The organism is Bradyrhizobium erythrophlei (genome assembly GCF_900142985.1).
Lineage (GTDB): Bacteria > Pseudomonadota > Alphaproteobacteria > Rhizobiales > Xanthobacteraceae > Bradyrhizobium > Bradyrhizobium erythrophlei_B.
The window spans coordinates 3,753,833-3,779,919 of sequence record NZ_LT670849.1 but is presented as its reverse complement, the minus strand read 5'-3'; the positions used below and the strand labels follow the sequence as shown (position 1 = coordinate 3,779,919).

Sequence of the window (26,087 nt, the reverse complement as noted above, 5' to 3'; positions counted from 1 at the left end):
GAAGCAGACGTCGATCTGCGTAGTGAACGAGAAGGGATCGGTTGTCCGAGAGGGCGTCGTCGATTCTGTCCCTGAAGCAATTGCTGGGTTCGTGAGGTCAAAAGCGCCGGGTGCGGTTCGGATCGGCCTTGAAGACCGTTGCCAGCACTACAATGCTGATTCCAAGGTTCTTCATAGCGAGCCCATTTCGATTCGTTAAAGTCTAGCGGTGCGAGGTGCTGTTGCTGAGCGCTTGCGTTACCGGACCTATGAAGTGCCTTTGGTGCGAACCAGATAGTCGACGATCGCTTTGGCGTCGTCAGGACTGACAGGAGCCTTGTAGGCCGTGATCATCTTGTTGACGACTTCTTGCCAGGCTTCCCTGGACAACGAAGGCTGATTCAGCACGTGGTCGGCAGAGTGGCAGGCGAGGCAGTTGTTGTTGATCGCATCCGATCCTGGACCGGCGGGGAACATCGCGTCGCTGGTGGGGACATCCAGCTTCAGCGACTTCAATGTGGTGATCGTTGCGGCATGGCCGGGATGCAATAACAGAATCAGACCCAGAACGGCGGGCATCGGGAGGACTGCACGTAGCATTTCTTGTTCCTCTTCAGGCCGCAACCACATGGGTCGCTTCAATGGTATTGAACAGGTAGCCAGCCGGATTCCATATCCGGAAATCGGGCTGCGCCTCATTCTTGGTGTTGATGCAACGAACCATCAGGGTGTGCGCGCCGGGCGCAGACAGCGTGAAGTGAGTCCGCCATTGCCGAAAGCCGTATGTGCCCTGATCGGCCCCGAGCTGGGTCGGCTGCCAAGTCTTGCCGCCATCGATCGACAGGTCGACACGGGCAACGCCGCAATCGCCGCCGAAAGCGATGCCCTGCGCCGAAGCTGGCGTCCCCGCCGGTACCGTGTCGCCGTCGCGGATGTTGGTGATGAACGACCGCGGAGCGTTGCGGGTTACCGGCACCATCTTGAATCCGGTATCGCCAGGCTTGACGGAATTGTGCGGCGTATCGGGTACGCGGTAACCGGTCGCTGTCCAGTAATTGGTGTCGGGCTGATCCAGCACTTCGATGTCGTTCAGCATCTTGATCCAATAGACTCCGCACCAGCCAGGCACAACGAGCCGCAGCGGAAATCCGTTCAGCAATGGAAGCTGCTCGCCGTTCATGGCGAAAGCGATCATCACCTCGCCGTCGCGAGCGTGATCGATGGTGAGTGACTTCAGGAACTTCGGTGCACCCGAAATCACCGGCTCGTCCAGGCCGCCGAAGCGGACCTGAATGGCACCAGCTTTTACACCGGCACGGTCAAGCACATCCTTAAGACGCACCCCGGTCCAGATCGCGTTGCTCATCGAACCATCTGCCCATTGAGCGCCGGCAACGCGTGGTACGGCGTAGATGCGTGAATTGCCGGCGCATTGGTTGACCGCGGCGATATCGAATCTTGGCAAGCTCTGTAGAATATCCTTGAGCGATAACGAAAGGATCTGATTGACCTGTCCGTGCACCGTAAGACGAAAGCTATCCACATTGATGTCGCCTGGAAAAGTCGCCCAGTGCCAGCTCACATAATGCTGCTCGTTTGGGGTGAACACGCCCTTGTCGAAGACTTCGAAGGGCGTCTCGAGCCATGGCGGGCTCGAACGCTGCAGGATCATTCGGCCCTTTTGTGGATAGGATGTGGTGATCATGCGCGTACTCGGACCGCCCGGCACGTGCAGATCGACCGTCTCTTGCGCTAATACGGGCGAGGACATTAGCGCCAGGCCGGCAATTCCCATTCCACCGAGCACGCGCCGTCGCGTCAGCACCGATGATTGCACGTCGTGATCGCGCATCAGCTGCTCCTGTCCTGTGCCCGTATACGGCCAAACCTAGTCCGCAGCGACAGACTTAACGACAGCCGAGTTCACCTGGTCTATCGCGCTAGAGCTTAGTGCACTGCCTGCAAGACCCGTCTGTCGTACGATTTCGCGAGTGCTGGTCCGCCTTCGCGGTCACGGTTTTTCGTCTGGTGAAACGCAAGCCAAGCGCTTCATTTCCAGATGTAGGAAGAAACGAGCACCATACTCATCACGCTTGAGTGTTCGGCGACGCGCGGCGGCCGAACGGATGCCTGGCAAACGTACGTGAAAACTCTAACGTTGAACTTGCGTGTAGAAATTTCGTCTGGACTTCGTCGATGTGAGGATCAATTGTACGGGAGGTGACCCGAGAGGCGCTCCGTCCTGGGTTTGCAAGGCCAATGGTAGGTGGCATTTTTTTTCACTGCGGCAAATGCATCACGCGCTCCAAGCTTTGGAATTCACGTTTGTAATGGCAAAGCCAGGCAGGGTAAGAAGCTGTGTCCCGCGTAAGGCGCATCCATCCTGCCTATCTTCACCCCACCCATCGCATTCACAGAAATCAACCAGCACTCCATCCGGTCCTCATAGCAACCGAAGCTGTACGCCATTAGGCGCTTAGGTCCCAGGCGCCGTTGTCGTCGAGACGTTTCCGGTGCATGTCGAGGACGGCTAGTGAATGTGGAGACGCAGCGGGTCGCGACGGGGAAGTAGGCGCATCCCGCAAAAAAATGACCTCAGCGCGGGACCGCGCTGAGGTCAATTGACGTTTCAGATCGCGATCAACATCGACGCGCTACGATCGATCAACCGCATACCTCGCGGGGTTGCAGACGCAAGCCATGCGCGGTGTGCACCCGTCGCTGAACAACGTAGCAACTGCCGTTGTCGTAGTAGGAATCGTCGTACGGATAGTAAGCGTAGTTGTCCCAGTAGCCATACGGCCGGTAGCCGTAGTGGTGGTGCCCGTAGTCGTGGCCATTAAATCCTCGAACGACGGGACCGGGGCCAAAGCCATGGAAGCCGCCATTGTTGGATCCTCGAACGACGGGGCCGGGGCCAAAACCGTGAAATCCTCCAGCGAAAGTGCCACTGTGGAAGCCGCCGTCGCCAACGCCGCCCATGCTGCCTCCGTGGAAGCCACCGCCACCACCAAAGCCGCCGCCACCATGTCCACCGCCACCGCCACCGCCACCGCCACCGCCGCCGCCTCCACCGCCGCGCGCTTGTGCACCCGTCGCGAGCAGAGAGCCGGCAAGGAGGGCGGTTGCCAATACCATCATCGTTCTTCGTGCAGTCATGTATCTTCCTTTCGATGGGCAGGAGCCATCAATGATCATCGAACTTCCTGCCCGACCTCATATCGTTGCCGCACTTCGGATCGCTAACGGGAAATTTCGAAGACAGTAATCGGAGCAGCCGATTGCGCTGTTATCACCGCAGAAAAGGACGATGCCAGTCAGCGCGCCGGTAGTGCTGCAGTGTCCCGGTCAGGCACAAATGCTTTCTTGGGACCGGTCAGACACTCTCGGATAAGATTTCCGAGCATCCTGAATTCGGCGCCGCGCGAGGATGTCGGCCGCCAAGCTAGGACCAAGGTCCGGTACGGCTCCTCTGGAGAGAGTCGCCGAGTCACAACATTGCGAGATGAAGTGAGTTCCGAATCCACCGCGATCCGTGGCATTAGCGTGATGCCAAGCTCAGCGGCAACCATCTGGACAAGCGATCGCAGGCTGGTCGCCTGGAAGACCTCATTGCGACCCGGATCCACGATCCGACATGCCTGCAGTGAATGGCTGCGCAGGCAATGTCCGTCCTCGATCAGGAGCAGCTGCTCGCGCGCTAGGTCATCGCGGCTTACCGCTTTGTGTTGTCCAAGAGGATGGTTGCGCGGCATCGCTACGACGATTGGATCTTCGGCGATTTCCATCGCCTCGACATCGCCAAGGTCATAAGGAATTGCTACCAACAAAATGTCGAGCGCTCCTCCAGCGAGCCTATCCAGCAGCACTGCAGTCGGCGCCTCCCGCACGTACAGTTTGAGCTTCGGCCGCGCAGTGCCCAGATGCGACAGCAGCGAGGGCAGGACATACGGCCCGACTGTCGGGATTACCCCGAACCGGAGCGGTCCGGACAATGGCTCGTGCGCATTGCGGGCCAACCCGACCAGTTCCTCGGCTTCGACCAGGAGGCGCTGGGCACGCGTCGCGATCTCTTTCCCCAAGGGCGTCAGTATCACGTGGCGGTGGCTGCGCTCAAACAGCGTTATGCCCAGCCGTGCCTCGAGCTCCTTGATCCCTCCGCTCAGCGTCGACTGCGTGACGGCACAACTTTCCGCAGCACGGCCGAAATGGCATTGCTCGGCCAAAGCACAGAGAAAGCGGAGTTGTTGAAGACTGGGCAGGATGGCCATCGGAATGTCCAATGTAGCTGTGCGTTTTTATCCATTGGTCCAATGGCAAAGAATGGCGGACCTCCGCACACACACAAGATAAGAGCCAGCAGCTGACCATTCCATGGTCAGGTACCTATAAATCAATCGCTTGCGAACATCTCACCATCCGGTGAAGCACTGTGAAACACCGTCAACATATCGAGTTTATTTCTTTGTCCGATGCTCTGATTAAGTTGATCCCAATCTACGGCCCATGGACCATCTTTGGTATTGTTGCGTTGGAGAGTGCCGGCCTGCCTCTCCCAGGGGAGACAATCCTTGTTGCCGCGGCACTCCTTGCCTCCACCACTGGTCAGATCGACATCGTCTTCGTTGTATTCGCGGCTGCAGCCGGCGCGATTGTCGGGGATGGAATGGGATACATGGTCGGGCGTAAGCTCGGTTTGCCCTTTCTTCGCAGATACCGTCGGTGGATCCGCCCCGATGAGGATCGATTGCTGATCGGTCGATATTTTTTTCCGGTATGGGAACGCCGTCGTGTTCTTTTGGCGTTTCATCGCAGTGCTGCGAATGTCGCGGCTTTGCTTGCGGGCGCCAACTGCATGCCAGCAGGTCGGTTTTTCTTCTTCAATATCACTGGTGGAGTCTGCTGGGCGTGTCTCTTTGGCTTCTGTGCCTATGCAGCGGGCACCGAAAATCACAGGATTTCCGGAATACTGAGTGTGATCTCATTGGGCTTATTTATTGCGGCGGGGCATGCAGTCCCAATTTTTATTCGACGAAATGAAGTCACGCTACGCCGTCGAGCGGAGGTCGCTCTGTTAGATCATTCGTGCGGATGACCAAACATCCAGCTCACCCACTCCGGCGGGGTTTCCACCGAACGACGCGCGTGTGTAGACGGGCTGGCGTAAAGCACTCATGCTGACGCCATCGTTAGAATCAAAACAAAGTGGGCGGCCTGTCACATCATCGACTCATACGCAAATTAAACGAGGCTCGCGAACAGGAGTGCCCTAATGCGGAAGTCGCCATCATCGCCGAAGCTATCGCCGATGGATTTCGAACCGGAATTGGTGTCTACGCTGAAGTCGGTCTTAGATGCGGCTGTCGACCAGATTGATGTCGCCAACCGGACACCCGCAACAAAAGCGAAGATGGCTGAAAGAATACTCAGGGCAGCATCTAATGGCGTGACCGACCCGAGACACCTGACTGCAGTTGCTATTGAGGACGGGAAGCAGCCAGCGGATTGAGCGCACCTGCACCGGCCGGTTGATCCATCACGCGCGCCCGATGCATAGCCGCTGCCTGACAAATTCATCTGCTTGAGTATTTTCTTTCGACGGTGACGTGGTCGACCTATCCGCACGCCACAAGCGCTCACTTGAGCTGAACCACCATCTCGAGCATCACAAGTTTGTAAAACGAAACTACGTGTGACCACAAATACGTGTGACCACGGCTCGTGGCTTGCGCTCCATCCCTGGGCCGCGCCAGCTGAATAACTTTCCGCTTCCGGAGATTGGCGCAAAACCGCGGCAATGGCAGCAATTGAGCCAAAGTCATTGCGAAGCGGATGCATACGTTTGAGTTCACGCCCGGTTCTCGCAACCGCAATCCTGTGAGACGACGTTGCGAAAGCATGAGCAGCGCTGCCGGGATCTTAACGTCTCGCAACACAGGAGCAATCCGTGGCCAAACGCCCTACACTCACCACCGACAGCGGCATGCCGGTCTCCGACAACCAGAACAGCATCACGGCGGGCCCGCTCGGTCCGGTGCTGATGCAAGACTTCGTTCTGTTGGAAAAGCTTGCCCACCAGAACCGCGAGCGCATTCCCGAGCGCGGCCAGCACGCCAAGGGCTCAGGCGCCTATGGCAAGCTCACCATCACTCATGACATTGCGAAATACACGAAGGCCAAGGTGTTACAGAAGGGCAAAGAGACCGAGGCTTTCCTGCGCTTCTCGACGGTGGCCGGTGAGCGCGGCGCCGCCGACGCCGAGCGCGACGTCCGCGGCTTTGCGCTGCGCTTTTACACCGAGGACGGCAATTGGGACATGGTCGGCAACAATACGCCGGTGTTCTTCGTGCGCGACGCGCTGAAGTTCCCTGACTTCATCCACACCCAGAAGCGCCACCCGAGAACAAACATGCGCTCGCCGACCGCGATGTGGGATTTCTGGTCGCTGTCGCCGGAGAGCCTGCACCAGGTAACCATCCTGATGTCGGACCGCGGCCTGCCCCAGAGCTATCGCAATATCGACGGCTTCGGCTCGCACACCTACTCGTTCATCAACACCAAGAATGAGCGCTACTGGGTGAAATTCCACTTCAAGACCATGCAGGGCATCAAGAATTGGACGAACGCCGAAGCCGCCGAGAAGGTCGCCTACGATCGCGAGACCCATCAGCGCGACCTATTCGAATCGATCGAAAAGGGCGACTTCCCGAAGTGGAAATTCTCCATCCAGATCATGCCGGAGAGCGATGTCGGCAAGCACTGGTACAACCCGTTCGACCTTACCAAAGTCTGGCCGCACAACGATTACCCGCTGATCGAGGTCGGCATCCTCGAACTTAACCGCAATCCGCAGAATTATTTCGCCGAAGTCGAGCAGGCCGCGCTCTCGCCCGCCAATATCGTGCCCGGCATCGGCCACTCGCCGGACAAGATGCTGCAAGCGCGCATCTTCTCCTATGCCGATGCGCACCGCTATCGCGTCGGTGTCAATGCGGATCAGCTTCCCGTCAACAGGCCCCGCTGTCCCGTCCACACCTACAACGTCGATGGCACCATGCGGCTCGCAGGCAATCCGAATCCTGATGCCTATTACGAGCCGAATTCGTTCAACGGCCCGGTGCAGGACGAGCGTTTCCGCGAGCCGCCGCTGAAAATTTCCGGAGATGCCGACCGCTACAATCACCGCGACGGCAACGACGACTATCGTCAGCCCGGCGACCTGTTCCGGCTCATGACGGCCGCTCAGAAGGAGCAACTCTTCCAAAATTACCGGGCGGCGATGCAAGGCGTTCCGGCCGAGATCGTCACGAGGCAGATCGCTCATTGCTACAGGGCCGACCCCGAATACGGCGCGGGCGTCGGGAAGGCGATGGGCATCGATTTCAAACCGCAGACCATCGCCGCGGAGTAGGTCGCTCGCTTCGCCTGCCGACGGCGCTCCCCGTGCCGTCGGCCATCCCCAAAAGCCAACGGATCGTTCCCGGCGCAGACCTGATCGCGCCGAGCGGTCAACCCCACTCTGGAGAGAACGATGTCCAACCGGATTGCACCAAAACTCCTGGCGGAGTTCATCGGCACCTTCGCGTTAATATTCATCGGCGCCGGCGCCGGGGCCGTGGTCGGCGATGGTGTCGGCCTACCCGGTGTCGCCGCGATTGCCTTCGCTCACGGTCTAACTGTCATGGTCTTCGCCTTCGCCTACGGCTCCGTGTCGGGCGGCCATTTCAACCCCTCCGTCACTGTGGGTGTGCTCGCCGCCGGCGCCATGCGTGTGGGCGAAGCGGCCGCTTATATCGTCAGTCAGCTCATTGGCGGTATCGTCGGTGCGCTGTTGTTGCGGGCCGTATTGGGCGGTGCGGAGACCGGCCTCGGTACGCCCGCGCTCGCGCACAACGTCGTTTTGGGTGCCACGACCCTCACAGTCACCGCTTGGGCTGGCTTCGTGATCGAGGCCGTCCTCGCCTTTTTCCTGGTCACTGTCGTGCTCAGCACCGCGGTGGCGGGCCGCGCCGGCATCCTCGCGCCGTTGGCGATCGGTATGACCCTGACCCTCAACATCATTATGGGTGGGGCGCTCACGGGCGCTGCCTTCAACCCGGCGCGGGCGCTTGGCCCGATGGTCGCGACCGGCAATTTCAACGACGCCTGGCTGTACCTGGTTGCCCCGATCGTTGGCGCCATCGTGGCTGCCATTCTGCACACAGGGCTCGCCCGGCTGGTCCAGGAGCGGATTGCGACGGCCGCAGCCCGGACGCCAGCCGAATGAGATCGGTAGCAGGCGGACTGCCACGTCATTCGGGAGCCGCTTCGACGGATACGCCCGAGCGGACGCCCTGCATCACTGATCTCAATTCTGAAGCCAGGTCGGCATAGCGTCGGGTGGGAAAACCAGCGGTTATCCGGGATCGCTTTAATCGAGATTGCGACGGTAACGGCTCGGGGTTTGGCCGGTCAGCCTGTGAAATGCAGCAGTGAATGTGCTCGTATCGCAGAAGCCGACATCAAATGCGATGGTCGTGACGGACAGTTCGCGATTCGCCAATAGCTGCTTGGCCCGTTCGATTCGGCGGCTCGCATGATATCTGCGCGGCGGCATTCCGAAGGACTCCTTGAACGACCGGCAGAAATGGAACGGGCTCAGTCGCGCCAGTTCGGCGAGGGTCGCGAGTGGAATGTCGTCGGCGACGTGCTCCTCAATATAGGCGGCCACCCGCTTTTGCTGCCAGCACGCAAGGCCGCCGCGACTGGCGGGCCCCCGGGGTGCAGCGTCACTATTGATGCGAACGACTTCATGCGTCAACGCGATGCCAAGCACTTCGCCGTATTGCCGGGGCATCGAGTCCGAGTTCTCAATCAGCGACTTCAGCTTGAGAGCGGTCTGCCAGAGATCGCTATCGAAGAAGAACAGTCGCGGCTTGAATTCGATCTCCTCGAACCGCAACGCCGGATCGGCAAGTGGCCAGCACGGATCGATGTAGAAATAGGTGGTACGCGTCAATGCGCGCGGTATCTGCCATCCGCGGAAGTCATGCCCGGCAGGAACAAAGGTGAGCTTGTGCGTGAAATTGCGAAGCGTAGACCGGGGTAGACCTTCAACAAAGGTCTCGCCGTCGTCGCGCTCGGCGACTTCAGCGGCAATGAGCAGATGCCATGGAGCCCGGAATCCGTATTCAAACGGCGCGAGCCGCATGATCTGGACCGTCTCCGCGTGTAAGCCCGACCACGTGGCAGAATGGCGTCTGACGATCTCAGGCGGCGAAATGTCGACAAGCGCGCGAGGTTCAAGAATCCGATCCGGGCATGCCGCAGGCTCGGCGACCGGACGCATGGGAGGGGGCAAAAGGTCAGCAAATCGCTTCAAGGTCGTTTCGGCGGGGCCGGCCATGGTTTGATCTCACTCGCTGCTGTGTGCCTCAGCTCGGGACGTCGTGACGGTCGCGATGACCATCAAGACGCGGAGGCTGCCACTCTCACCTTAAGTTGAAGCTTCGACCGTCACGATCCTTTGAAGCGCGCGTTCGCCCGCAACCTCAGATGAACCCGCTGGAGGTCGTCGCACGCGAATTGCCGCGAGATCGAGGCATCGCGACGAGGGCGTGATGCCACAGAGAATCGACGAAGACCGCGCCAATCGCAGCAAGGCGGGCAAAGGCGCGGTCCAAATTTCGCCGGCGCACGTGCTGAAGCACCGGGCGGCAGCTGAATAAGTTCCGGCTTCTGTAGTTTGACGCAAGACCCGTGGAATCGCAGGCTGGCCGTCTGGGTGCCATGTATCTTCATGGCAGATACTGTTGAAGAAGTCCGCGAACTAGCGGTTGGCGGGTCGCACGGCGCGTATGGGCGACGTCGACTCGAGCGTGCTTAAGCGGGCTGCAGCGCAGGCAGCGGGATCAGTTTTGCGAGCTTGCGTAGGTTCTGGGCTGAATCCCTAGTTGTGGCAAATCACCGCGTCGGCAGCGCCAATGGGGCCCGACACCTTCCTATTCACACGATCGAAATCTTCCGATCTGGGTGAAGGATGCGTCACGCCAATCAGGCTGCTGCCCCATCCTTGCTGCGCTGGTGATCGAAGTCGCGGCGGGTACCCTCGATTGCAGCGCGGTTGGTCTGAGCCCACGTCCAGAGCAAGTGTAAGGGCACAATCAGCGTTTTTCCGCGCTCGGTCAGCTCATAATCCACCCGTGGCGGATTGGTCGGGTAAACCGTTCGCCTGATAATGCCATCGCGCTCCAGGCTCTTCAGCGTCAGCGTCAGCATGCGTTGCGAGACACCCCCGACCAGCTTGAAGATCTGACTGTAACGCATCGGTCCATGCGCGAGCACGCCGACCACCAGCACAGTCCACTTGTCGCCGATGCGCGACAATATTTCCGCGAACGCGCGGCGCTCCTCAGGGGAGTGGCCCCCTTCGCACACATCGATGTGCGTATCGCTCAAAATAGTGCCTCCTTGTGAAGTTTTTGCCGGGATGCATCTTAGGGCAACGAACAAAATGTTTCTAGCGGTTATTCCGTAAGCGGCTCTGACCGATGTAGCGCTAAGGAGATCAAATATGAAGCTCTTACACATCGACTCCAGCATATCCGGTGGTCAGTCGGTGAGCCGGCAACTTACGGCGAGTATTGTCGCCCGCCTGAAGCAGACCACACCGGGTCTCGAAATCACCTATCGCGATCTGGCAATAGCACCCGTCCCGCACCAGTCGCCCACCATCCTATTCGCCAAGATGAAGGCGCTGTACGAGGCCGGAGCGCTCGCCGACCACATCGTCGAAATGGTGGCTGCCACCGTGCAGGGTGGTGCCACGGTCGATGCATCGACGCAGGCTGAATTCGCCGAAACCAACGTCGTGCTCGACGAGTTCCTCGCGGCCGACATCGTCGTGCTCGGGGCTCCGATGTACAATTTCGGGATTCCCAGCCAGTTAAAGGCCTGGATTGATTGCCTTGCCTCGCCCGGCAAGACGTTCAAGTACACCGCGACCGGCGTGCAGGGTCTCGCGGGCGACAAGAAGCTGATCATCGCCTCGTCCCGCGGTGGATTCTACACCGCCTCGTCTCCGATGGCGTTTATGGATCATCAGGAAACATTCCTGACGAGTTTCTTCGGGTTCATCGGCATCAGCGACGCCGCGTTCGTACGTGCTGAAGGCGTCGGCCTCGGCCCTGAACAGCGCAAGCTCGCACTCGAAACCGCTCTGGCCGACGTCTCGGTCCTGAAGGCTGCTTAAAAAGCAGGGGCAGCTGTCCGAGAGACTTCAATCCAGCGAGTATCACCGCTACAGATCGCTTATCCACACCCATAGCACTTTCCCGACGTCGTCGACCGAATGCCCGCTCGGCGCGCCATGACCGGTCGTTCCACAACAACGCATTCTGCGAAGGAACACTGTAGACGCCAGGTAGAGAAGTCTTGGCCCAGATAGACATCTCACTCTCCACGGTTTTGGTTGGGGAGTTTGGGGCTGATGATGACGGTGATTGCGATGAGCCGGGCGGAGATCGACCGGATGAGCGTGTTGCAGGATCTGGCTACGAGCAGGATCAAAGTGACAGAAGCCGCCGCCTTGATCCTAACGACGGACGAAGAGTGCGACGTATGGATGGGTGCGCGGGCCGTTTGCGTTTCGTTGGAACGCCAGCCTATCGCGACTGTTAGTGCGCCGGCGACGACTTGGAGGCATAGGCGTCGCTCACACGACCCGAAAGTCACCTTGGCCCGGCCCGAGTCCCCTCGTCGCCGGGCTTTTTTCATACCGCCCGGCCGATACATCCTTCTGAGACACCTTTTACGTCTCAATAGGGTCAGTAGTATTTTGAGACGGATTGTCTCGTGGTCTAGAACAAACGAGACAATGAAGCGCCCTATGACCATCATCGGCTAGGCCCGCGTCAGCACCACGGAACCGCTCTGAGAAGCGCAGCGGCACCACAACTGCTCACCGCGATGAGTTTCGCACCGTGCCGGGATTCTTGCGCCGTGGCGACGTGCTGATGGTGATGCGGATCGATCGCCTCGCTCGCGGCGTCGGCGACCGCAGGACATCGTCCGTTCCGCTCGGCGTGCCCGGAGGGTTCGGCGCGCTTTACGAGGCGAACGTGTTCATCCATCCGCCAAATCCCACCGATCCGCTAACGCGGCAGGGAGACCTCAAGCCGGAGCAGGACATCCAGAAGAGAAGGCGGACGCAGAAAGGCGCTTGAAATGTTCGGCTCGATCAGGGAGCTGATAATCGTCGTGACGGTCGTGGTGCTGGCCAGCATTCTCGTCGCCCTGGGCGGTTAATATATCGTCCACCGTAAGCCCCATCAGCAGCCGCCAGCTCAAACCGATCGGTAAGCAGCAATGCCGATCTATAGAGCGTTCCCCGTCGACCAGGCTGGGCACATCTTTGACGAGCCGCACGAGTTCGAGGCCAAAACGGATATCGACGCCATCGCGCAGGCCATGCAATTCGCGGAGAGCTACGCCGTCGAGGTTTGGGACGCAGGGCGACGCGTCGGACTCATCAAGATGCGCCCCATTGAAGAACGATGCGGCTTACGCGGCCTTCACCGCATTTGTGACTATGGTTTGACCGCAATAGTCGCAACTCCAAAGGTATGATACGTCGCCGTCGAAGTTGAATGCTGATGCTTCCGGAGCGATCAGCACCTTGGAGCAGACGACACAGCTCGGCAGATTGCTGAGGCGATGCCTGTAGCGCGGCGCGGCGGTTTCTGTCTGTCGATCCATGGCTGCACCCCCATTGCGTGTCCTAATCATGCCAACACGAAGAGTGCCGGCAATTCACATCAGTTGGTGGCACTGAACCAGAATGAGTTTTCCACAGGATTCTTGCCGCGCAAGATCGCAGACCGATTGACTTGCCCAACTCTTGGGCTTGCGGGAATCGCATGTTGACAGTGTGATGAGTGTGCGGGTCCTTGGAGCGACACCGGCGGATCTGCTCGCGCTCATCCGTCGCCTCGCGCCACCCACCTGAATGCCCCCGTCGGTTTAAACCCGGCGGGGGTTTCTATTGCAGCCTCGTAAAGCCTTCGTCGATTGCGGCCAGGTCCGCGCGAACTGACCGAGATGAGCCGCTGGCAAGCAAATGTGAGTTTGTCACTCGGGCTGCGGGAGAGGATTGCCTTTCGTGTGCAACCCTACCACCCCGAATAGAAAATAACGCACCGGCGCCGCTACGTCGCGGCGTCTGTGGCTGCCGTATTCAATTCAATGGACCCAAGTCTGTATTCGCTCGCGCCTGATGCTGTGGCGTCACTAGCGACTTAGCGCAATGGTCGCGTTGATCATTAGCAGCGTCACGATCACCCACATCAAAAAAACCGGAGGACCATCGGGAATCACGCGATCAAGTGCTCGCCAAAAAAATCGCCTCAACATAGCGATGTTTTTACCATGCAGTGTTTCGGGCGTCTCGCCGGGAGCGATCTGGGCTACGGCCTCAGCCAGCGCTTGGTTTCCGCATCGCATCATGGGCAGCGATAGGCTGCCTCGCGCAAGTCCGCTTCGCCGTCGACCGGCTTCAAAAAGACTTGGCGCATCGTCACCTGGCAATTTGGGCAGGTCACACGCCCGATAGAATTTTCGGTTGCACCGGGCGATCGATCAGCTCGAGCCGCATTCTTGCTGGCCTCCCATTATCCGCGGAGACAAGGCCTAGGCCGACGGGATGGTTCCCGGCAAGGGCCCACAGCATCCTCTTGAGTCAGCGTTAAAGACCAGTAAAACCTCGTAGAAATGGAACGAAGCACCGTCTCAAGAGGTAGTGATTGAAAGTGGATCAGCGGAGTGCAGAAATGAGCGAGATACCCAGCCAGTCTGCCGATGGGCCGCCGATCATAACCGTCGGCGAACTGAAGGCCGAATTGAGCCGTTGGCCGGATGGCGCCGCAGTCACGTTCCGAGGTCCGTTGCAAGATCAGGAACTAAGGTTCTATCGGGTTCAAAGTCCCTCAGAGGACTTCGTGCAAATCGAACTCAATTTGTATCCTGACACTCCGTTGGTGGCGCCCACGTCAGACTGTTAGATCAAAGCCATGCCCGACGATGAGGAATTCCTTCTCTATCCGTTGGATACCGGCGAAGATCCAGCCTGCCTAGCGTGCGGAAAGACGATGTCCGTCGCCGCAGTTGAAGAGCGTGGAGATTCGCCCAGCTTCATCACCTTTCGCTGCATGCATTGCGGCCGGACGGAGAAGTTCATTTGCGAGTAGCGGACGGGTCCGCTGGCGGCTCTTGTTCGTCGCTAGGCGCCGTCGGGACGTCGCCTGAGCCCATCGGTGAGGACCACAGGTGATGCTTCAGAAAAAGCCCGCGCTGAGGTCCAGACCGTAACTTGCGCACATCAGGGACACTGTAAGCCCGACCGCACAGAACATGATGATAGTTTTGATGGTCTCGACATCAACATCGGTACCCGAAACACGAGATAAGACGACCTTAGCCCGAAGCGCCGCCGGCCCGCGCTTCCTGGATTCAGGTAAAGCACGCCGTCGGCCGAGTCGATCTTCGGCACATGGGAATGACCGGACACGACGACGTCGATGCCGCGCGCGATCGGATCGATCTGCAGAGTCGTCAGATCGCGCAGAACGTAGATCGCTTTCCCGCAAGTCGCACGACCTCGGTCTCCGGGTATGCAACAGCCCAGTCGTCGATATCCACGTTTCCGCGGATCGCGGTAACCGGGGCGATGCGACGCAACGCGTCTATGATTTCAGGACGTCCGATATCGCCGCCATGAATGATGTGATCGACGCCAGCCAGGCAACGCTCCGCCTCCGGCCTGAGCAGCCCGTGCGTGTCGGAGATGATCCCGATCCTGAAGGTCATCGGTGGCGGCCCTTAGAGGCCGTTTCGAAATTAGTTGTCAGGCGTGCAGCTCACCGAGCAGAGCCTTGGCCTCCTTCAAGTCGAGCGTATCGAAACCCTCGGTAAACCAACCGTAGATCGGAGTGAGAAGGTCGCGGGCCTCATCTCGCTTGCCCTGATAGCGCCACAGCCGCGCCATCCTCATCGCCGCGCGCAGCTCCCAGGATTTTGCCTGCTGCCCACGCGCAACCTCGAGTGCGCGCTCGAAATACGCTTCCGCTTTCGCTGCATCTGGTTCCGGCGCCAGTAGCGCGATTTCGCCGGCCATGCGATGGATCTCGGCCTGCCACAATCCCTCCTGGGTGGTTTCTGCCGTCGTCATCGCCTCGCCGATGCAACGCCAAGCGTCATCGAATTTACCGAGTTCCGCATAGGCTCTCGCCAAACAGGATAAGTTGAACGGCATGAGCAGAGTTGATCCCGTTGAGCGCCATTCGGTGAGACCGGAGGTGATCTTGTGGACTGCGTCCGAGGCTTTGCCGGTCAGGGCAGAAAGCCAACCTTGCTCCAACATTCCTTGCGCCTTCCAGTACAAGGCGCCTTTTTCGCCCGCCAAACCGATAACTTCATCTAATTGGATATTCGCAGTCGCATAGTTTGCGCACTGGATAAGAGTCCACGATGTGACGGCCAGCGCAAACATCAAACTGGCGGCGTGACCGATCTCGCGCGCATCCTTGAGCGCGTGGTCTGCGTCTGCGAGCGCGGCCGCGGGGTAGCCAAGCGACCACAAAGCAAACGAGCGATAAGACAAGATTGACACCCGGACGTCTTGGCCCAATCGCGTTGCCAGCGGCCGATGCTGGACAGGATCATACAGCGCGAACGCCCGATCGAGATGCGCTCGGCCTTCCGGGATGTCCCCCGTCAACAGCAGCGACGTTCCCATCATGCGATTGCCAACCATGAGCGGGACTGTCGTCCGTTGTTTTTCGGCAAGCGCTAGAAACTGGGCCGCAAGGCCACGCATCACCTCGCCGTTAAACGCCACATAGCTCGCGACCCAGAAACCGAAGAGGACGGAGAACAACAGTAGCGGATCTTCGGGAGACTCTCCAAGCGACTCAGCTTGTTCGATCAGCTGGCGTGCTCGCTCCGCAGCTGCCTTGGTTTGTTCTGCGGCATATCCTTTGAGATGCATAAGAGGGCTAATGAGCGCGACCTGGAACTTGATCTCTTCGCGGCGAAGGGCGGAAGCGGCCGGCAAGGTCGCAATCTGGGCAATGGCCCGCGTGAGTTGCTTTACGGCTTCAACCAGCGCCGACCTCTCCAGAGACCGCTGCCCCGCTTTGCCCCACCATTCGATCGCGGCCTCGGTAAGGCCCGCTTGAGTGAAGTGATGCGCCATCAACTCAGGCTCGGCCGCCGTGGCGGCGAGATTGTCGAGCAACGCCTCGCCGATGCGGCGGTGCAAAACCTGGCGCCGGCTTTTGAGCAAATTCTCATAAGCCGCGTCCTGAATCAGCGCGTGCTTGAAACGATAATCGGATTCGGGCGGCAGGCCCTCGACCAGCAGGATGTCGGCTTCCGCGAGCCGTTCCAGCGCCATCTGCAACGGCCCGTCCTCCATGGCGGTCACCGCGCGCAGCAGGCCATAGGAGAAGCCCCGTCCAATCACCGATCCGACCTGCGCCACCTCGCGCGCCGGGCCGAGCCGGTCGAGTCGCGCCATCAGCGATTGTTGCAGTGTCGGCGGGATGGATTGGATGCCGCCTTGCCCACCGCGCTCCAACAACAGCCGCGTCACTTCCTCGACGAATAGCGGCACGCCGCCGGTGCGCGCAGCTACGCCCTCCGCCACCTCGCGCGGCAGCGCGTGCTGGGCTGAGAGTTCCGTCACCATCTCCCGCACCTGTAGGCGATCGAGTGGCGCCAAGGAGATCGTGCCATGATGGGAGCGCACGCCCCAGGGTGGTCGGAACTCGGGCCGCGTCGTCGCCACAATGAACAAAGGCGCCAGCGCGCCGCGCTCGGCCATGCCGCCCAGAACGTCGAGGGTCGTCGGATCGGCCCAATGCAGATCCTCGAACGCCAGCACTATCGGCTGAACCCGCGCGCCCGCCATCACCCAGCCAGTCAACGCCGCCAATTGCCGGCGCCGCAGCTCCTCGGGCGCCAAAGTCGATGCGCGTTCCTGCGGTAGCGGAATCTCCAAAAGGGGCGCGAGCAAAGGGAGGTTCTCCGCCGGATCGAGTTTGACCTGCGCCAGCGAACTCTCCAGATCGGCGAGGCGCTGCGCGGCGGGTACGTCGCCGCCGCCGAAGCGCAAGCGGCCCCATTCGGCGACTGGATGAAGCGGAGTGTTTTGCAAAAGCTGTGAGCAGCTCCATTCGACCCAGGTGTGCGGCGTGTCGCGCAGCTGGTTATGAAATTCCTCGATCAGGCGGGATTTACCGAGTCCCGGCTCGCCGACGATCAGTACCAGCTGTCCGTCGCCCTGCCGCGCCCGCTCCCAGCGCCGCATCAGCATAGCCGCTTCCTCGTTGCGGCCGACAAGCGGCGTGAGATTGCGCTTGCCGGAACGCCGTCCACCGCCGCTCGCCCGAACCAACCGGAATAGCGTTACCGGCTCGGGCACGCCTTTCAGCGTGTGGCTGCCGCGCTCCTCGGCGACGAACAGGCCGGCGACTTGGCGCTGCACCCGCGCCGTGACCACGACCTCGCCCGGCTCGGCGAGCGCCTGCACTCGCGCTGCGATGTTGGGGGCGTCACCGAAAATCTCGCCCGCCGCATCCACTACCACCGGACCGGTTTCGAGGCCGATGCGAGCTTCGAGCGACGGCCTGCCCGAGCCGGCGTTCTTACGGTTCAACTCGGCGAGCGCACGCTGGATCGCAAGCGCTGCCCGCACGGCGCGCTCCGAATCGTTTTCCTGCGCCACCGGATAGCCGAACAGCGACATCAGCCCGTCGCCCAGCTTCTTGGCGACATAACCGCCCATTTCCACCACCGCCGCCGAAGCCGCGTCGATATAAGCACTGACCAAGTCGCGCCATTCCTCGGCATCGAGCTGCGCGGAAATGCCGGTCGAACCCACCAGATCACAAAACATCACTGTGAGGTGCCGGCGCTCGCCTGCTGCTTCGACCGGGGCGAAGATCGGTGGCGGCGCAACAGTCGCCGGGACCGGCGCCGGCATGATGGGCGGCGGCACGGCTGCCGCGGGTGCACTGCCCAAATCAGCGATCGCCTCCAGCAGCTTCTTGCGATGGCCCAACGACACGACGCCGATGTCTTTGAGATCCTCGTTGGTCAGCCGGCCCAGCAGTTCGATGTCGATGTCGTGGGCGCGGAACATCTCCGCATACTGGGCGAAGCCGATCCCGCGGAGCAAACCGTCGATGTCCAATTTCAATCCCCTAGGGCGCCGTCAGAGGCAGTTTTTGAAAAAGGGTTGTGTTGCTGGCGCCCGCCGTGATTCCAAGGGATTGCTTGAACCAACTTGGATTCGCCATGTGGACGCCAGCTACTCGACGACAGCATAGCCGCATTGTCACCCGATACCAGACCGATCTGACGGACGCAGAGTGGCGCGTGATCGCGCCGCTCTTGCCAAAGCCTAGCGCGACAGGCAGGCCGCGCGAGTGGCCGATGCGCGAGATCGTCAACGGCATCTTCTATGTCACGCGGGCGGGCTGCCCTTGGCGCCTGCTGCCGAACGACTTGCCGCCTTGGGGGACCATTTACCGCTGGTTCGCCGTCTGGCGCGACGATGGGCGGTTTGAACGGATAAACCACGCGCTCGTGATGGCAGATCGCGAACGGGTGGGGCGCGAGGCCAGCCCCTCGGCCGCGATCATCGACAGCCGGAGTGTCAAGACCACCGAGGCCGGCGGGCCACGCGGTTACGATGCTGGAAAGAAGATCAACGGACGTAAGCGCCATGCGCTCGTCGACACGGACGGACGTGGCCTCGTCCTCGAACCGCAACGCTCGTCGATCACTTCATCCTGGCCAGTGAGCAGCGGACCGTTCGGTAGATCGGAATTTATTATGTGTCCGATCAGACTCTTCTCCGCTGTCGGCGAGACGAACTCCTCGGCGTATCGCAGACCTTTCAGGCCCCCGATAATCTATTGGCAAAGAGGCTGAATTGCTCTGGCAAGCCGACCTTCCCTTCGAGGGCAACGTATGGACAGCATATGGGTGGTAGAGCGGTGCTAGGAAAGTTGGCACGCGCTTACCGGGCAGATCATCGGTGGAGTTCTCGCCGCGATCTCGTTCCGGACTGGCCGAAATCGAAGATTAACCGAGGCGCACTAAGAGTCGGTTTCGAAAGTCATGAAGCAAGAGCGATCCGACGCACGAGCAGCATGACGGAAGCGGCATAGAGGAAGGCGCGCGCGGAGTCGATGGTGGCCTCGAAGTCCTTTGCCAGCCGCCGATTGCGCCCAATCCATGCGAAGAACCGCTCGACGACCCAGCGCCGCGGGTTAACAGCGAAGCCGACCTGATCGGGGTTCTTGCGCACGATCTCGACCGCGATCAAGGTAGCCTTGGCGACCTTCTCTCCAGCATACCCGCTGTCGGCGAAGACCCGCTGGATGAACGGGAAGATCCGGCGCGAAGCCCGCAGAAGCGGTCCGCCGCCGTCGCGATCCTGGATGCTCGCCGGATGGACTCTGTGGCACGAGGACGGCGAAGAGGCCCATATAGATTTCACACCGAGGCTTGCCTTTGGCGACCTACAAGTTCTTTTGGAGGCGACCTTAGATGGAGCGGGGATCGCGTTGCTTCCGGAGATCCATGTCCGGGAGGCTCTTGCCACTCGGCGCTTGGTGCACATCTTGCCAGCTTGGCGTGCGCCGGACAGCATCGTCCATATGGTATTCACGAGTCGACGTGGGATGGCGCCGGCTACCCGGGCTTTTGTCGAGTGTGCGGCGAAGGAGCTTAGGCCGAAATTCTCTGCCGACGAAGATCGGGTTCGCCTCTGAGAGCGGACTCCTCGCAATGATGCTTTCGGGCTCCCGTCAAAATGCGAAGAACTCTAACGTAGCAAGACTGGTCCGATATGCCCCAGTAAGCTGACCTCAATAAGACCTGCTGCTACTTCGCTGACGGGCCTAGCAGCAGACTTGGTGCGCTTCAAAGTCGAAGCTTATCGCAGTTGGTTAGAGGTGTCGTCAAATCCTTCGGAGGTCAGGAACTTCAACTCAGATCGGAGTTTCGCCGCGCGCGGGGAATCTTACGTTCCTGCGTGATGCGCTGCCGTCGAAAGAGGAATCGATAAAACGCAGTCATGCCTTCGAAACGGGCACAATTTGTTGACGCGAAGAAACCATAACTTCCCCCGATGCTTCAATCGTTCCCTGGCCGTGCGCTCGCCGTCTTAGTCGAAATCCGGATCGTCCGCAGGTTCGTACCAGAGCATGATCAGGGCAAAGACCTTGGACTGTGGATAGACCTGCTCGCTCATCGTTGGGGCGAGACAGCCGCGCTCGAACGGCAATCCAGTTTTGGGGTAGTGGCACCCTGTCTGCAGCCCTTGCGATAGAACGGCCACTCGGGCACTTGGCGCTGGGCGCTGGGCGCTGTGATGGGTTTGGGACCCAAGATTGGTCGGCCGCGGCCGTCACAGGAACTCATCCGAGCCTTGGCCGTTCTGGTCGTCGGAGCAACCGATGGAGGCCGCAATGCCACGTGGCGACAAATCCAGCTACACCGACAAGCAGAAGCGCCAAGCCGAGCATATCGAGGAAAGCTACGAACATCGTGGCGTTCCCGACAAGGAGGCCGAGCGGCGCGCCTGGGCGACCGTGAACAAGGAGACACACGGCGGTAAGAAGAGCGGATCCGGACGGGGTACCGAGGAGAACCACTCGCCGTCCCGCAAGGGGGGCCGGCTCGGCGGCGCCGCAGCGGCGAAGCGGCCCGCGGCCGAGCGCTCGCGGTCGGCGAAGAAGGCAGCCCGAACCAGAAAGCGAAACGCGGCCTGAGCGTGGCGGCGGGCAGCGTGGGACGACGAGCGGCGGCCGAGGCGCCCGAGCGTAGCGGCCTGCAGAAGTCGGCGACGGATGACCGCCTTCAGTCCGGCTTTGCCCTAAGCGGCTTCAGGCGCTCGAACTCCCGGCGAGCCGTATTCATCAGCTTCTTCGCAGCCTCGTGCTCCTGTCCTATCAGGACGCCGGAAGCGAAGGCGCGCGCCCGGCGATTCTCCGAAGGAGCGTTCAGCGCGGCATCCGTCGCTATTTTGCGGTGCGCGATGAAGTCGTTCAAGGCGCCGAGGGCCTCCTGCAGTTTCTTCAGGCGTCCGGAGAACCGCGCAAGCTCCTTCCGCTCCGCGTCCGCATAGAGGCTTTCGAAGAACCCGACCGCATACCGCAATTTCTTGATTTTGATGCGCAGTTTGTGACGTTCGGAAGCGGACAAGTTTTCGAGATCACGGCCCTCCTTCCTCACCTTCCGGAGTCGACCCCGGAAAAGGCCGACGACGAACTCTGCGACCGGTAGCTCCGCTACGCCTCTTTCGCTCGCTCTTCGCGTCTCAAGCCACTCCAGTACGTCGAGCGGAAGGTCGCGATAGCGATCCGTCTGCAGCGCTTTTCGAGCGTGCCGGAACGCCTTTTCACGCCGGTCCGCGAACTCCTTCTCGACCGCGCGTGCGCCCCGTTGCGGGTCCGCGACATGGCGCAACGGCCGAATCCTCTCCCGGAGGAGTACGTCGATCTCGCGTGCGGGCGCGAGTTGGTTCGTCAGCCATTTCAGATCGGTTTTGATCTTCGCCGTACTGGGTCCAGGCAGACTGGATTTGAAAAGAGAGATAGCGGCCCTCAATCGGCGCAGCCCCACCCGCATCTGATGGACGGCTTCGGAATCGAGAGACCGCACGCCGTCGGCGTTCGAGGAAAGGTGCCGCAGCGTCGAATAGGCGATGACATGGAAGGCTTCCCTGACCGTCATTTCCGAGCGAAGCTGGATTGGTTCGGCTCGGGCTGCCGTCCGGTCATCGCCGTCCGCCAGCCGATACCCCCGCTCTGATTTGGATCGCAGATCGAGCTCACCGCCGGTCTTCCGCTGACAATTTCTGGCCAGCCTGAAGAGATCGGCTGTCCGGCCTCGCTTGAGTTCGACTTCGAATTCGGCGATCGGGCTGCTCCGTCGGCCCGCGGACACATCGCCGCGATCGACGGCCAATTCCACCTGGCTCGATCCGATATTAAGAGGCCTGGTGATACGACGGACGGACGTCTTGAAAACAGGCTGCATTTTGCGTCGCGACTTCTTGGTCGTGACCGAGGAGACCGGGGTCTTCTTCGTTTTTCGGAAATCGGGCGCTGGGCTCTCGACCTTCTCCTCCCACTCGCTTCGCGCAAAGCTCCCCATGCGCGCCGCTTTGATCGTCTGGACATATTCGTCGCCCGCTCTCCTGACGCGGAGCGTGAGGCCGTGACGGCGCAGTTTGTGCTTTTTGGTATCGTAATACGTGGAAACCAGATCGTTCTCGGCACGGGGGCCTGTCTTCGTACCGGCGATGCGCCCGTTGGCCAGGGACGCTAGTTTGCGCCGCGACAATCGAAATTTCAGTTCGGGCTCGATATTCATCGCCATGTCAGTGGTTCGCCTCCTTTCTCGACAACTTTGATCGGGGAAAAACGATCCGCCCCGGATGTGACGCGGCTCCGGTTTCACCGCAAGCCTGCACACTCATCCCAGTTGTCAGCACGGCTGGGATGCACGGACCGGGCCGGCTCACACGCCCGAGAGCGCGCACTTCAGATTGCGCGCGAAGGTCCTCCGCCGCGGTCACTCCAGACGAGGCCGTCGCCGCAGTTCGCGACGTGCTGGATACCATCGGCGACACTGCCCCGAATGCCCTGCTGAAGCCAGTCAAGCGCGCTGGGGACCATGGCTCGCACCGTTGTCGCCTCAGAGATAGGCGTCCAATGGACTTCCTCGTGCGTCGCCCGGATCAATCCCTGTCGAAACTCAAGAATTCGCCACCGCCGGCCGTTGTGACGTTCCGGATTCTTTCCATACCAACAGGAGCACAACAAACAGGATGCCTGTCACCGCCGTGCTCATTGGCAGACCAAGCATGTTCCGACCCGAGAAGAGGTCACCAACGGCGGTCCCCGCTGCGCGGATTGCAACGACCGTCAGCCAGTAGAACGGAAGCAGGCGGAGCGCACCCCACCATCCGACTAGGAGCAGCACGACGACGATGGGCGATAGCGCGACGGCCGCTCCCGCATCGTCGAGCCTCAAGTTATGGGAGCAGAAGTCGCCGATGACCGTCCCCAATGTTCCGGCGATGAACATGCAGATCCAATATCCAAAGTCGGCGCGAAGCACGTTGTCCGTCTTGTTCGCGAGCCGCCGCCAGGCGAACTGCCATGTCAGCCAGAGCGCCGCGACGAGCAGTACCGTCAATCCCGCCATGACCCAGACCCTCGGTAGCTTCAGATCACCGGCGGCGAAGTCGGCGAAGTTGGTCGCGGCGGTTCGGACGATGATGATCGCGATCCAATAGTAGATTTCATGTTGAAACCGGTCGAATCGTTCGACGACGATCACGATGGCCAGGGCGACCGCGAGAAACGGCAGGCCTGCCACATGGCCAAGGCCCAGATTTCTCGCAAAGAGATCGCCCATGTTGGCGCCGAAGATGCTGGCAAGGCACAGCGCACTCCAGTAGCGCGCGCCAAGGGTCGGCAAATGTATCGGCTGCATGCGAGTTCTTTCTCTGTTGACTACATGCCGGTCGGTTGGGGTTTGCCAGGGTGCACGCCCGCGCGCTGCGGCAGGAAAGCCACGCATCCGATGATGAGGGCGGCCAGGATCGCCGACGCATAGAACCTGCTGAATGCGAGACCGCCGCTGCCAAGCGGCTTATCGAGCAGGTCTCCGAGCGTGGCGCCAAGCGGACGAGTCAGGATGAAAGCGGCCCAGAACAGCAGCGTCCGCGAGATCGTGGTGAAGAAGTACGCTGCGGCGATCAGCGCCAGACCGGCGGCAAACACCAGCGCGCCGCCTTCGTAACCGAGTCCATTGGTGTCGGCCATCCAGTCGCCGAGCGCCGTGCCGAGAGTCTGGGAGAACAAGATCGCCACCCAGTAGAACGTCTCGATTCTCGGCGTCGAGACCGTGTTGACGGAGACCGATCCCGCCGACCAGTACCAGACGGCAAGTGAGGCCATCAGCAGCACGAACAGCAGCGTAGCGCCGCCGGGGTAGCCGACGCCGAGCGACCGGTCGGCGAAATCCGCCATAGTCGTGCCCGCTGTCGTGGTCGCGATCACGACGAACCAGTATAGGAACGGATGGAATTTCTTCGCGGCGATCCGCGCGATCACCGCGACCACGAAGATGCCAATGAAGATCAGGCTGCTGACGGCGTAACCGAGGTTCATGGACATCGAAACGGCATCGCCGCCGGTTTCGCCGAGGGTCGTGGCCAGCACCTTGACGATCCAGAACAAGAACGTGACTTCGGGGACCTTGCTGCGTTGGATTTTGTCGTCCATGGGGATACTCTCGTGTCCGAACACTACTTCGCGGTCTTGGTCTGAACTTCAGTTGAGCGTCGCAACCGATTGAGATTATCGAGCGAGGCCAGAGCGGCTTCCGGCCTCGCGGCGGCCAGTGAGAGCACCAGAGCCTCCAGGCCTACGAGGGTCGCTCCGTGCAGCGCCACCTGCCCCGGACGGCCGCGAGGAATTGCGACGCAGACATCAGCAAGCTTCGCCAACGGCGTGTCATCCGCCTCCGTAACGAGAACGTTCGGGAGACCCAGGGCTTTGGCCTCCGCGAACACGGCCTTCACTTCCCGGTACAGACGGCCATACGCGAGGATGAGCAGCACGTCTCCCTTGGCGAGATCGAGAAGCTGATCGGCCAGCATGGATCCGGTCGCACCGATCGTGCGACTGCGGCGGCCATTTCGCGCGAGCAACGTCGAAACATAGGTCGCAAGAGCCGCTGACGGGCCAATCCCGAAGACGGCGATGCGTTCGGCGCCATCCAGCACGCGAACCGCTGCGGCCATCTGGGCGCGGCATCTCGCCGACCGCAAAACGTCCAGACCTTCGGCGTGCGCCTGCAGGATTCCATCGAGGGCGTGCCCGGTGGCCTTTTCCAGGTCGACTAAAGTTCGGCGCATGTCGTCGGCCGGTGTCGAGATCGAACCTGATTTTAAGATTGCTCTTTTGAGGTCGGCCAGGCTGGCGAATCCCAGCGTCTGAACGGTGCGCAACACGGTGGCGTCGGAGGTGCCGATGCGTGCGCCCAAGGCGGCGGCTGAACTGGCCAGTACGATCTGCCGGTTCTCGTCGATGAACTTCGCCACCCGCCGGCCGGCGGCGCCGAGTTGGTTCGCGCTTCGCAGCACGGAGCCGAGCGAGTTGCCAGCATCGACGGCGGCATCAACGGCCAAGGCGGCGCTCCCAATCATCGCCGAGTAGCAAAACTACCTCGACATCACATCGTGTAGCATATACTACATACCTCGCATTTCAAGGGATTTCTCATCAATGGCGGTTCGCGGCGGACGCGTGATGCGATGGTGGATTTGCTGCGGTCTCCTGGCCCTGCTCGCGGAGCCCGTTATCGCGGGGCCGCCCTATATTTCCGACGATCCGGAGCCGACCGACTACCAGCATTTCGAGATCTACACGTTCAATCTTGGTACGGCGACGCGAAACGGCACCACAGGTCAGAGCGGGATTGACTTCAATTATGGAGCGGCGCCCGACCTCCAGTTGACGGCAACCCTACCGGAAGGATTTGACCGGCCTGTCGGCGGTGGCACCGATGTCGGTTGGAGCAACGTGCAGCTCGCCGCCAAGTACCGTTTTCTTCATCAGGACGGGTTCGGGCTCGACGTCAGCATCTTCCCGCGCATCTTCCTTCCAAGCGGTTCGAACCTCGTCGGCGACAATCACGCGTCGCTGCTGCTGCCGATCTGGGTTCAGAAGGACTGGAACGGCGGTTGGTCGGCGTTCGGCGGCGGTGGATGCACGCTCAGCGAGTTCCGTGCCGTCGACTTCTGCGAAGTGGGCGGCGTCGTCACCTATCAGCTCCTACCCAAACTTCAGATCGGCGCCGAACTGTTCCACCAGACCGCAGTTTCCAGCGTTACACCCGCGACGACCAGCCTCGGCGTCGGATGGCGCTACGATCTAAACGATAACTATCATCTACTCGGCTATGTCAGTCGCGGAATCGAGAATACCAACGAGACCAACCAGGTTTCCTGGTACGCCTCCGTGCTTTTCACGTTCTGACCG

20 protein-coding genes and 3 pseudogenes are annotated in these 26,087 nt (G+C 60.6%); 10 read left to right on the top strand and 13 right to left on the bottom strand.

The window, feature by feature from the left end; genetic code table 11:
- Positions 1 to 246: 246 nt before the first annotated feature.
- From BUA38_RS17570 to BUA38_RS17555, 4 genes are all read right to left on the bottom strand, one after another.
- Positions 247 to 579: a c-type cytochrome gene (locus tag BUA38_RS17570; protein WP_072826199.1), complete on the bottom strand. Its 333-nt coding sequence runs from the start codon at positions 577 to 579 to the stop codon at positions 247 to 249.
- A gap of 13 nt (positions 580 to 592) precedes the next feature.
- Positions 593 to 1,831, bottom strand: coding sequence for a molybdopterin-dependent oxidoreductase (locus BUA38_RS17565; RefSeq protein WP_072819615.1), 1,239 nt, complete (start codon positions 1,829 to 1,831; stop codon positions 593 to 595).
- 812 nt (positions 1,832 to 2,643) lie between these two features.
- On the bottom strand, positions 2,644 to 3,138 hold the full coding sequence (locus tag BUA38_RS37830) for a hypothetical protein (protein WP_197685861.1): 495 nt from the start codon (positions 3,136 to 3,138) through the stop codon (positions 2,644 to 2,646).
- Between the two features lie 158 nt (positions 3,139 to 3,296).
- Positions 3,297 to 4,250: a hydrogen peroxide-inducible genes activator gene (locus tag BUA38_RS17555; RefSeq protein WP_072819611.1), complete on the bottom strand. Its 954-nt coding sequence runs from the start codon at positions 4,248 to 4,250 to the stop codon at positions 3,297 to 3,299.
- 161 nt (positions 4,251 to 4,411) lie between these two features.
- On the opposite strand from BUA38_RS17555, the gene BUA38_RS38790 reads away from it, so the two are divergent.
- The 4 genes from BUA38_RS38790 (at position 4,412) to BUA38_RS17535 (ending at position 8,245) form a co-directional block, all read left to right on the top strand.
- Entirely contained in the window at positions 4,412 to 5,074 is a 663-nt protein-coding gene (locus BUA38_RS38790; protein WP_072819609.1) for a VTT domain-containing protein, read from the top strand.
- 213 nt (positions 5,075 to 5,287) lie between these two features.
- Positions 5,288 to 5,488 carry a hypothetical protein gene (locus BUA38_RS17545; RefSeq protein WP_072819607.1) on the top strand — a complete coding sequence of 67 codons (201 nt, stop codon included), beginning with the start codon at positions 5,288 to 5,290 and terminating at the stop codon, positions 5,486 to 5,488.
- Between the two features lie 438 nt (positions 5,489 to 5,926).
- Positions 5,927 to 7,390: a catalase gene (locus tag BUA38_RS17540; protein WP_244552979.1), complete on the top strand. Its 1,464-nt coding sequence runs from the start codon at positions 5,927 to 5,929 to the stop codon at positions 7,388 to 7,390.
- A 120-nt stretch (positions 7,391 to 7,510) separates the two neighbouring features.
- Positions 7,511 to 8,245: an MIP/aquaporin family protein gene (locus BUA38_RS17535; protein ID WP_072819605.1), complete on the top strand. Its 735-nt coding sequence runs from the start codon at positions 7,511 to 7,513 to the stop codon at positions 8,243 to 8,245.
- Positions 8,246 to 8,389: 144 nt separating this feature from the next.
- On the opposite strand, the gene BUA38_RS17530 is transcribed toward BUA38_RS17535, so the two are convergent.
- Together BUA38_RS17530 and BUA38_RS17525 are read right to left on the bottom strand one after the other, a co-directional pair.
- Positions 8,390 to 9,169, bottom strand: coding sequence for an AraC family transcriptional regulator (locus tag BUA38_RS17530; RefSeq protein ID WP_172806040.1), 780 nt, complete (start codon positions 9,167 to 9,169; stop codon positions 8,390 to 8,392).
- A gap of 842 nt (positions 9,170 to 10,011) precedes the next feature.
- Positions 10,012 to 10,416 carry a winged helix-turn-helix transcriptional regulator gene (locus BUA38_RS17525; RefSeq protein ID WP_244552978.1) on the bottom strand — a complete coding sequence of 135 codons (405 nt, stop codon included), beginning with the start codon at positions 10,414 to 10,416 and terminating at the stop codon, positions 10,012 to 10,014.
- Between the two features lie 115 nt (positions 10,417 to 10,531).
- On the opposite strand from BUA38_RS17525, the gene BUA38_RS17520 reads away from it, so the two are divergent.
- Positions 10,532 to 11,209, top strand: a complete 678-nt coding sequence (locus BUA38_RS17520; RefSeq protein ID WP_072819602.1) for an FMN-dependent NADH-azoreductase — start codon at positions 10,532 to 10,534, stop codon at positions 11,207 to 11,209.
- A gap of 730 nt (positions 11,210 to 11,939) precedes the next feature.
- Positions 11,940 to 12,182: a hypothetical protein gene (locus BUA38_RS36725; RefSeq protein ID WP_244552977.1), complete on the top strand. Its 243-nt coding sequence runs from the start codon at positions 11,940 to 11,942 to the stop codon at positions 12,180 to 12,182.
- A 2,150-nt stretch (positions 12,183 to 14,332) separates the two neighbouring features.
- Here BUA38_RS36725 and BUA38_RS17490 read toward each other — a convergent pair.
- Together BUA38_RS17490 and BUA38_RS17485 are read right to left on the bottom strand one after the other, a co-directional pair.
- A pseudogene (locus BUA38_RS17490) lies at positions 14,333 to 14,820 on the bottom strand (metallophosphoesterase family protein).
- 37 nt (positions 14,821 to 14,857) lie between these two features.
- Entirely contained in the window at positions 14,858 to 18,208 is a 3,351-nt protein-coding gene (locus tag BUA38_RS17485) for an AAA family ATPase (RefSeq protein ID WP_072819595.1), read from the bottom strand.
- A 104-nt stretch (positions 18,209 to 18,312) separates the two neighbouring features.
- Here BUA38_RS17485 and BUA38_RS17480 point away from each other — a divergent pair.
- Positions 18,313 to 18,765: pseudogene (locus tag BUA38_RS17480) on the top strand (IS5 family transposase); the annotation flags it as partial.
- A gap of 373 nt (positions 18,766 to 19,138) precedes the next feature.
- Here the strand turns inward: BUA38_RS17480 and BUA38_RS17475 are convergent.
- Positions 19,139 to 19,474, bottom strand: a pseudogene (locus tag BUA38_RS17475) (transposase); the annotation flags it as partial.
- Here BUA38_RS17475 and BUA38_RS38785 point away from each other — a divergent pair.
- Both BUA38_RS38785 and BUA38_RS17465 read left to right on the top strand, forming a co-directional pair.
- Positions 19,404 to 19,796, top strand: a complete 393-nt coding sequence (locus tag BUA38_RS38785; RefSeq protein ID WP_083588012.1) for a LysR substrate-binding domain-containing protein — start codon at positions 19,404 to 19,406, stop codon at positions 19,794 to 19,796. The pseudogene BUA38_RS17475 and the gene BUA38_RS38785 sit on opposite strands and share 71 nt — an antisense overlap.
- 699 nt (positions 19,797 to 20,495) lie before the next feature.
- Positions 20,496 to 20,798 (top strand): plasmid stabilization protein, encoded by a 303-nt coding sequence (locus tag BUA38_RS17465; RefSeq protein WP_072826196.1) that lies wholly within the window; start codon positions 20,496 to 20,498, stop codon positions 20,796 to 20,798.
- Positions 20,799 to 20,886: 88 nt separating this feature from the next.
- Here BUA38_RS17465 and BUA38_RS17460 read toward each other — a convergent pair whose 3' ends face one another.
- The 4 genes from BUA38_RS17460 to BUA38_RS17440 form a co-directional block, all read right to left on the bottom strand.
- Positions 20,887 to 22,491: a CHAD domain-containing protein gene (locus BUA38_RS17460; protein ID WP_244553269.1), complete on the bottom strand. Its 1,605-nt coding sequence runs from the start codon at positions 22,489 to 22,491 to the stop codon at positions 20,887 to 20,889.
- A gap of 297 nt (positions 22,492 to 22,788) precedes the next feature.
- A complete protein-coding gene (locus BUA38_RS17450) occupies positions 22,789 to 23,532 on the bottom strand; it encodes a hypothetical protein (RefSeq protein WP_072819593.1) in 744 nt (247 codons plus the stop codon).
- Positions 23,533 to 23,552: 20 nt separating this feature from the next.
- A complete protein-coding gene (locus BUA38_RS17445; RefSeq protein ID WP_072819592.1) occupies positions 23,553 to 24,326 on the bottom strand; it encodes a hypothetical protein in 774 nt (257 codons plus the stop codon).
- 23 nt (positions 24,327 to 24,349) lie between these two features.
- Complete coding sequence (locus tag BUA38_RS17440) at positions 24,350 to 25,147, bottom strand: MurR/RpiR family transcriptional regulator (RefSeq protein WP_172806039.1); 798 nt, start codon at positions 25,145 to 25,147, stop codon at positions 24,350 to 24,352.
- 184 nt (positions 25,148 to 25,331) lie between these two features.
- Here BUA38_RS17440 and BUA38_RS17435 point away from each other — a divergent pair, with 184 nt between their 5' ends.
- Positions 25,332 to 26,084 carry a transporter gene (locus BUA38_RS17435; RefSeq protein WP_072819591.1) on the top strand — a complete coding sequence of 251 codons (753 nt, stop codon included), beginning with the start codon at positions 25,332 to 25,334 and terminating at the stop codon, positions 26,082 to 26,084.
- The last annotated feature ends 3 nt before the right edge of the window (positions 26,085 to 26,087 follow it).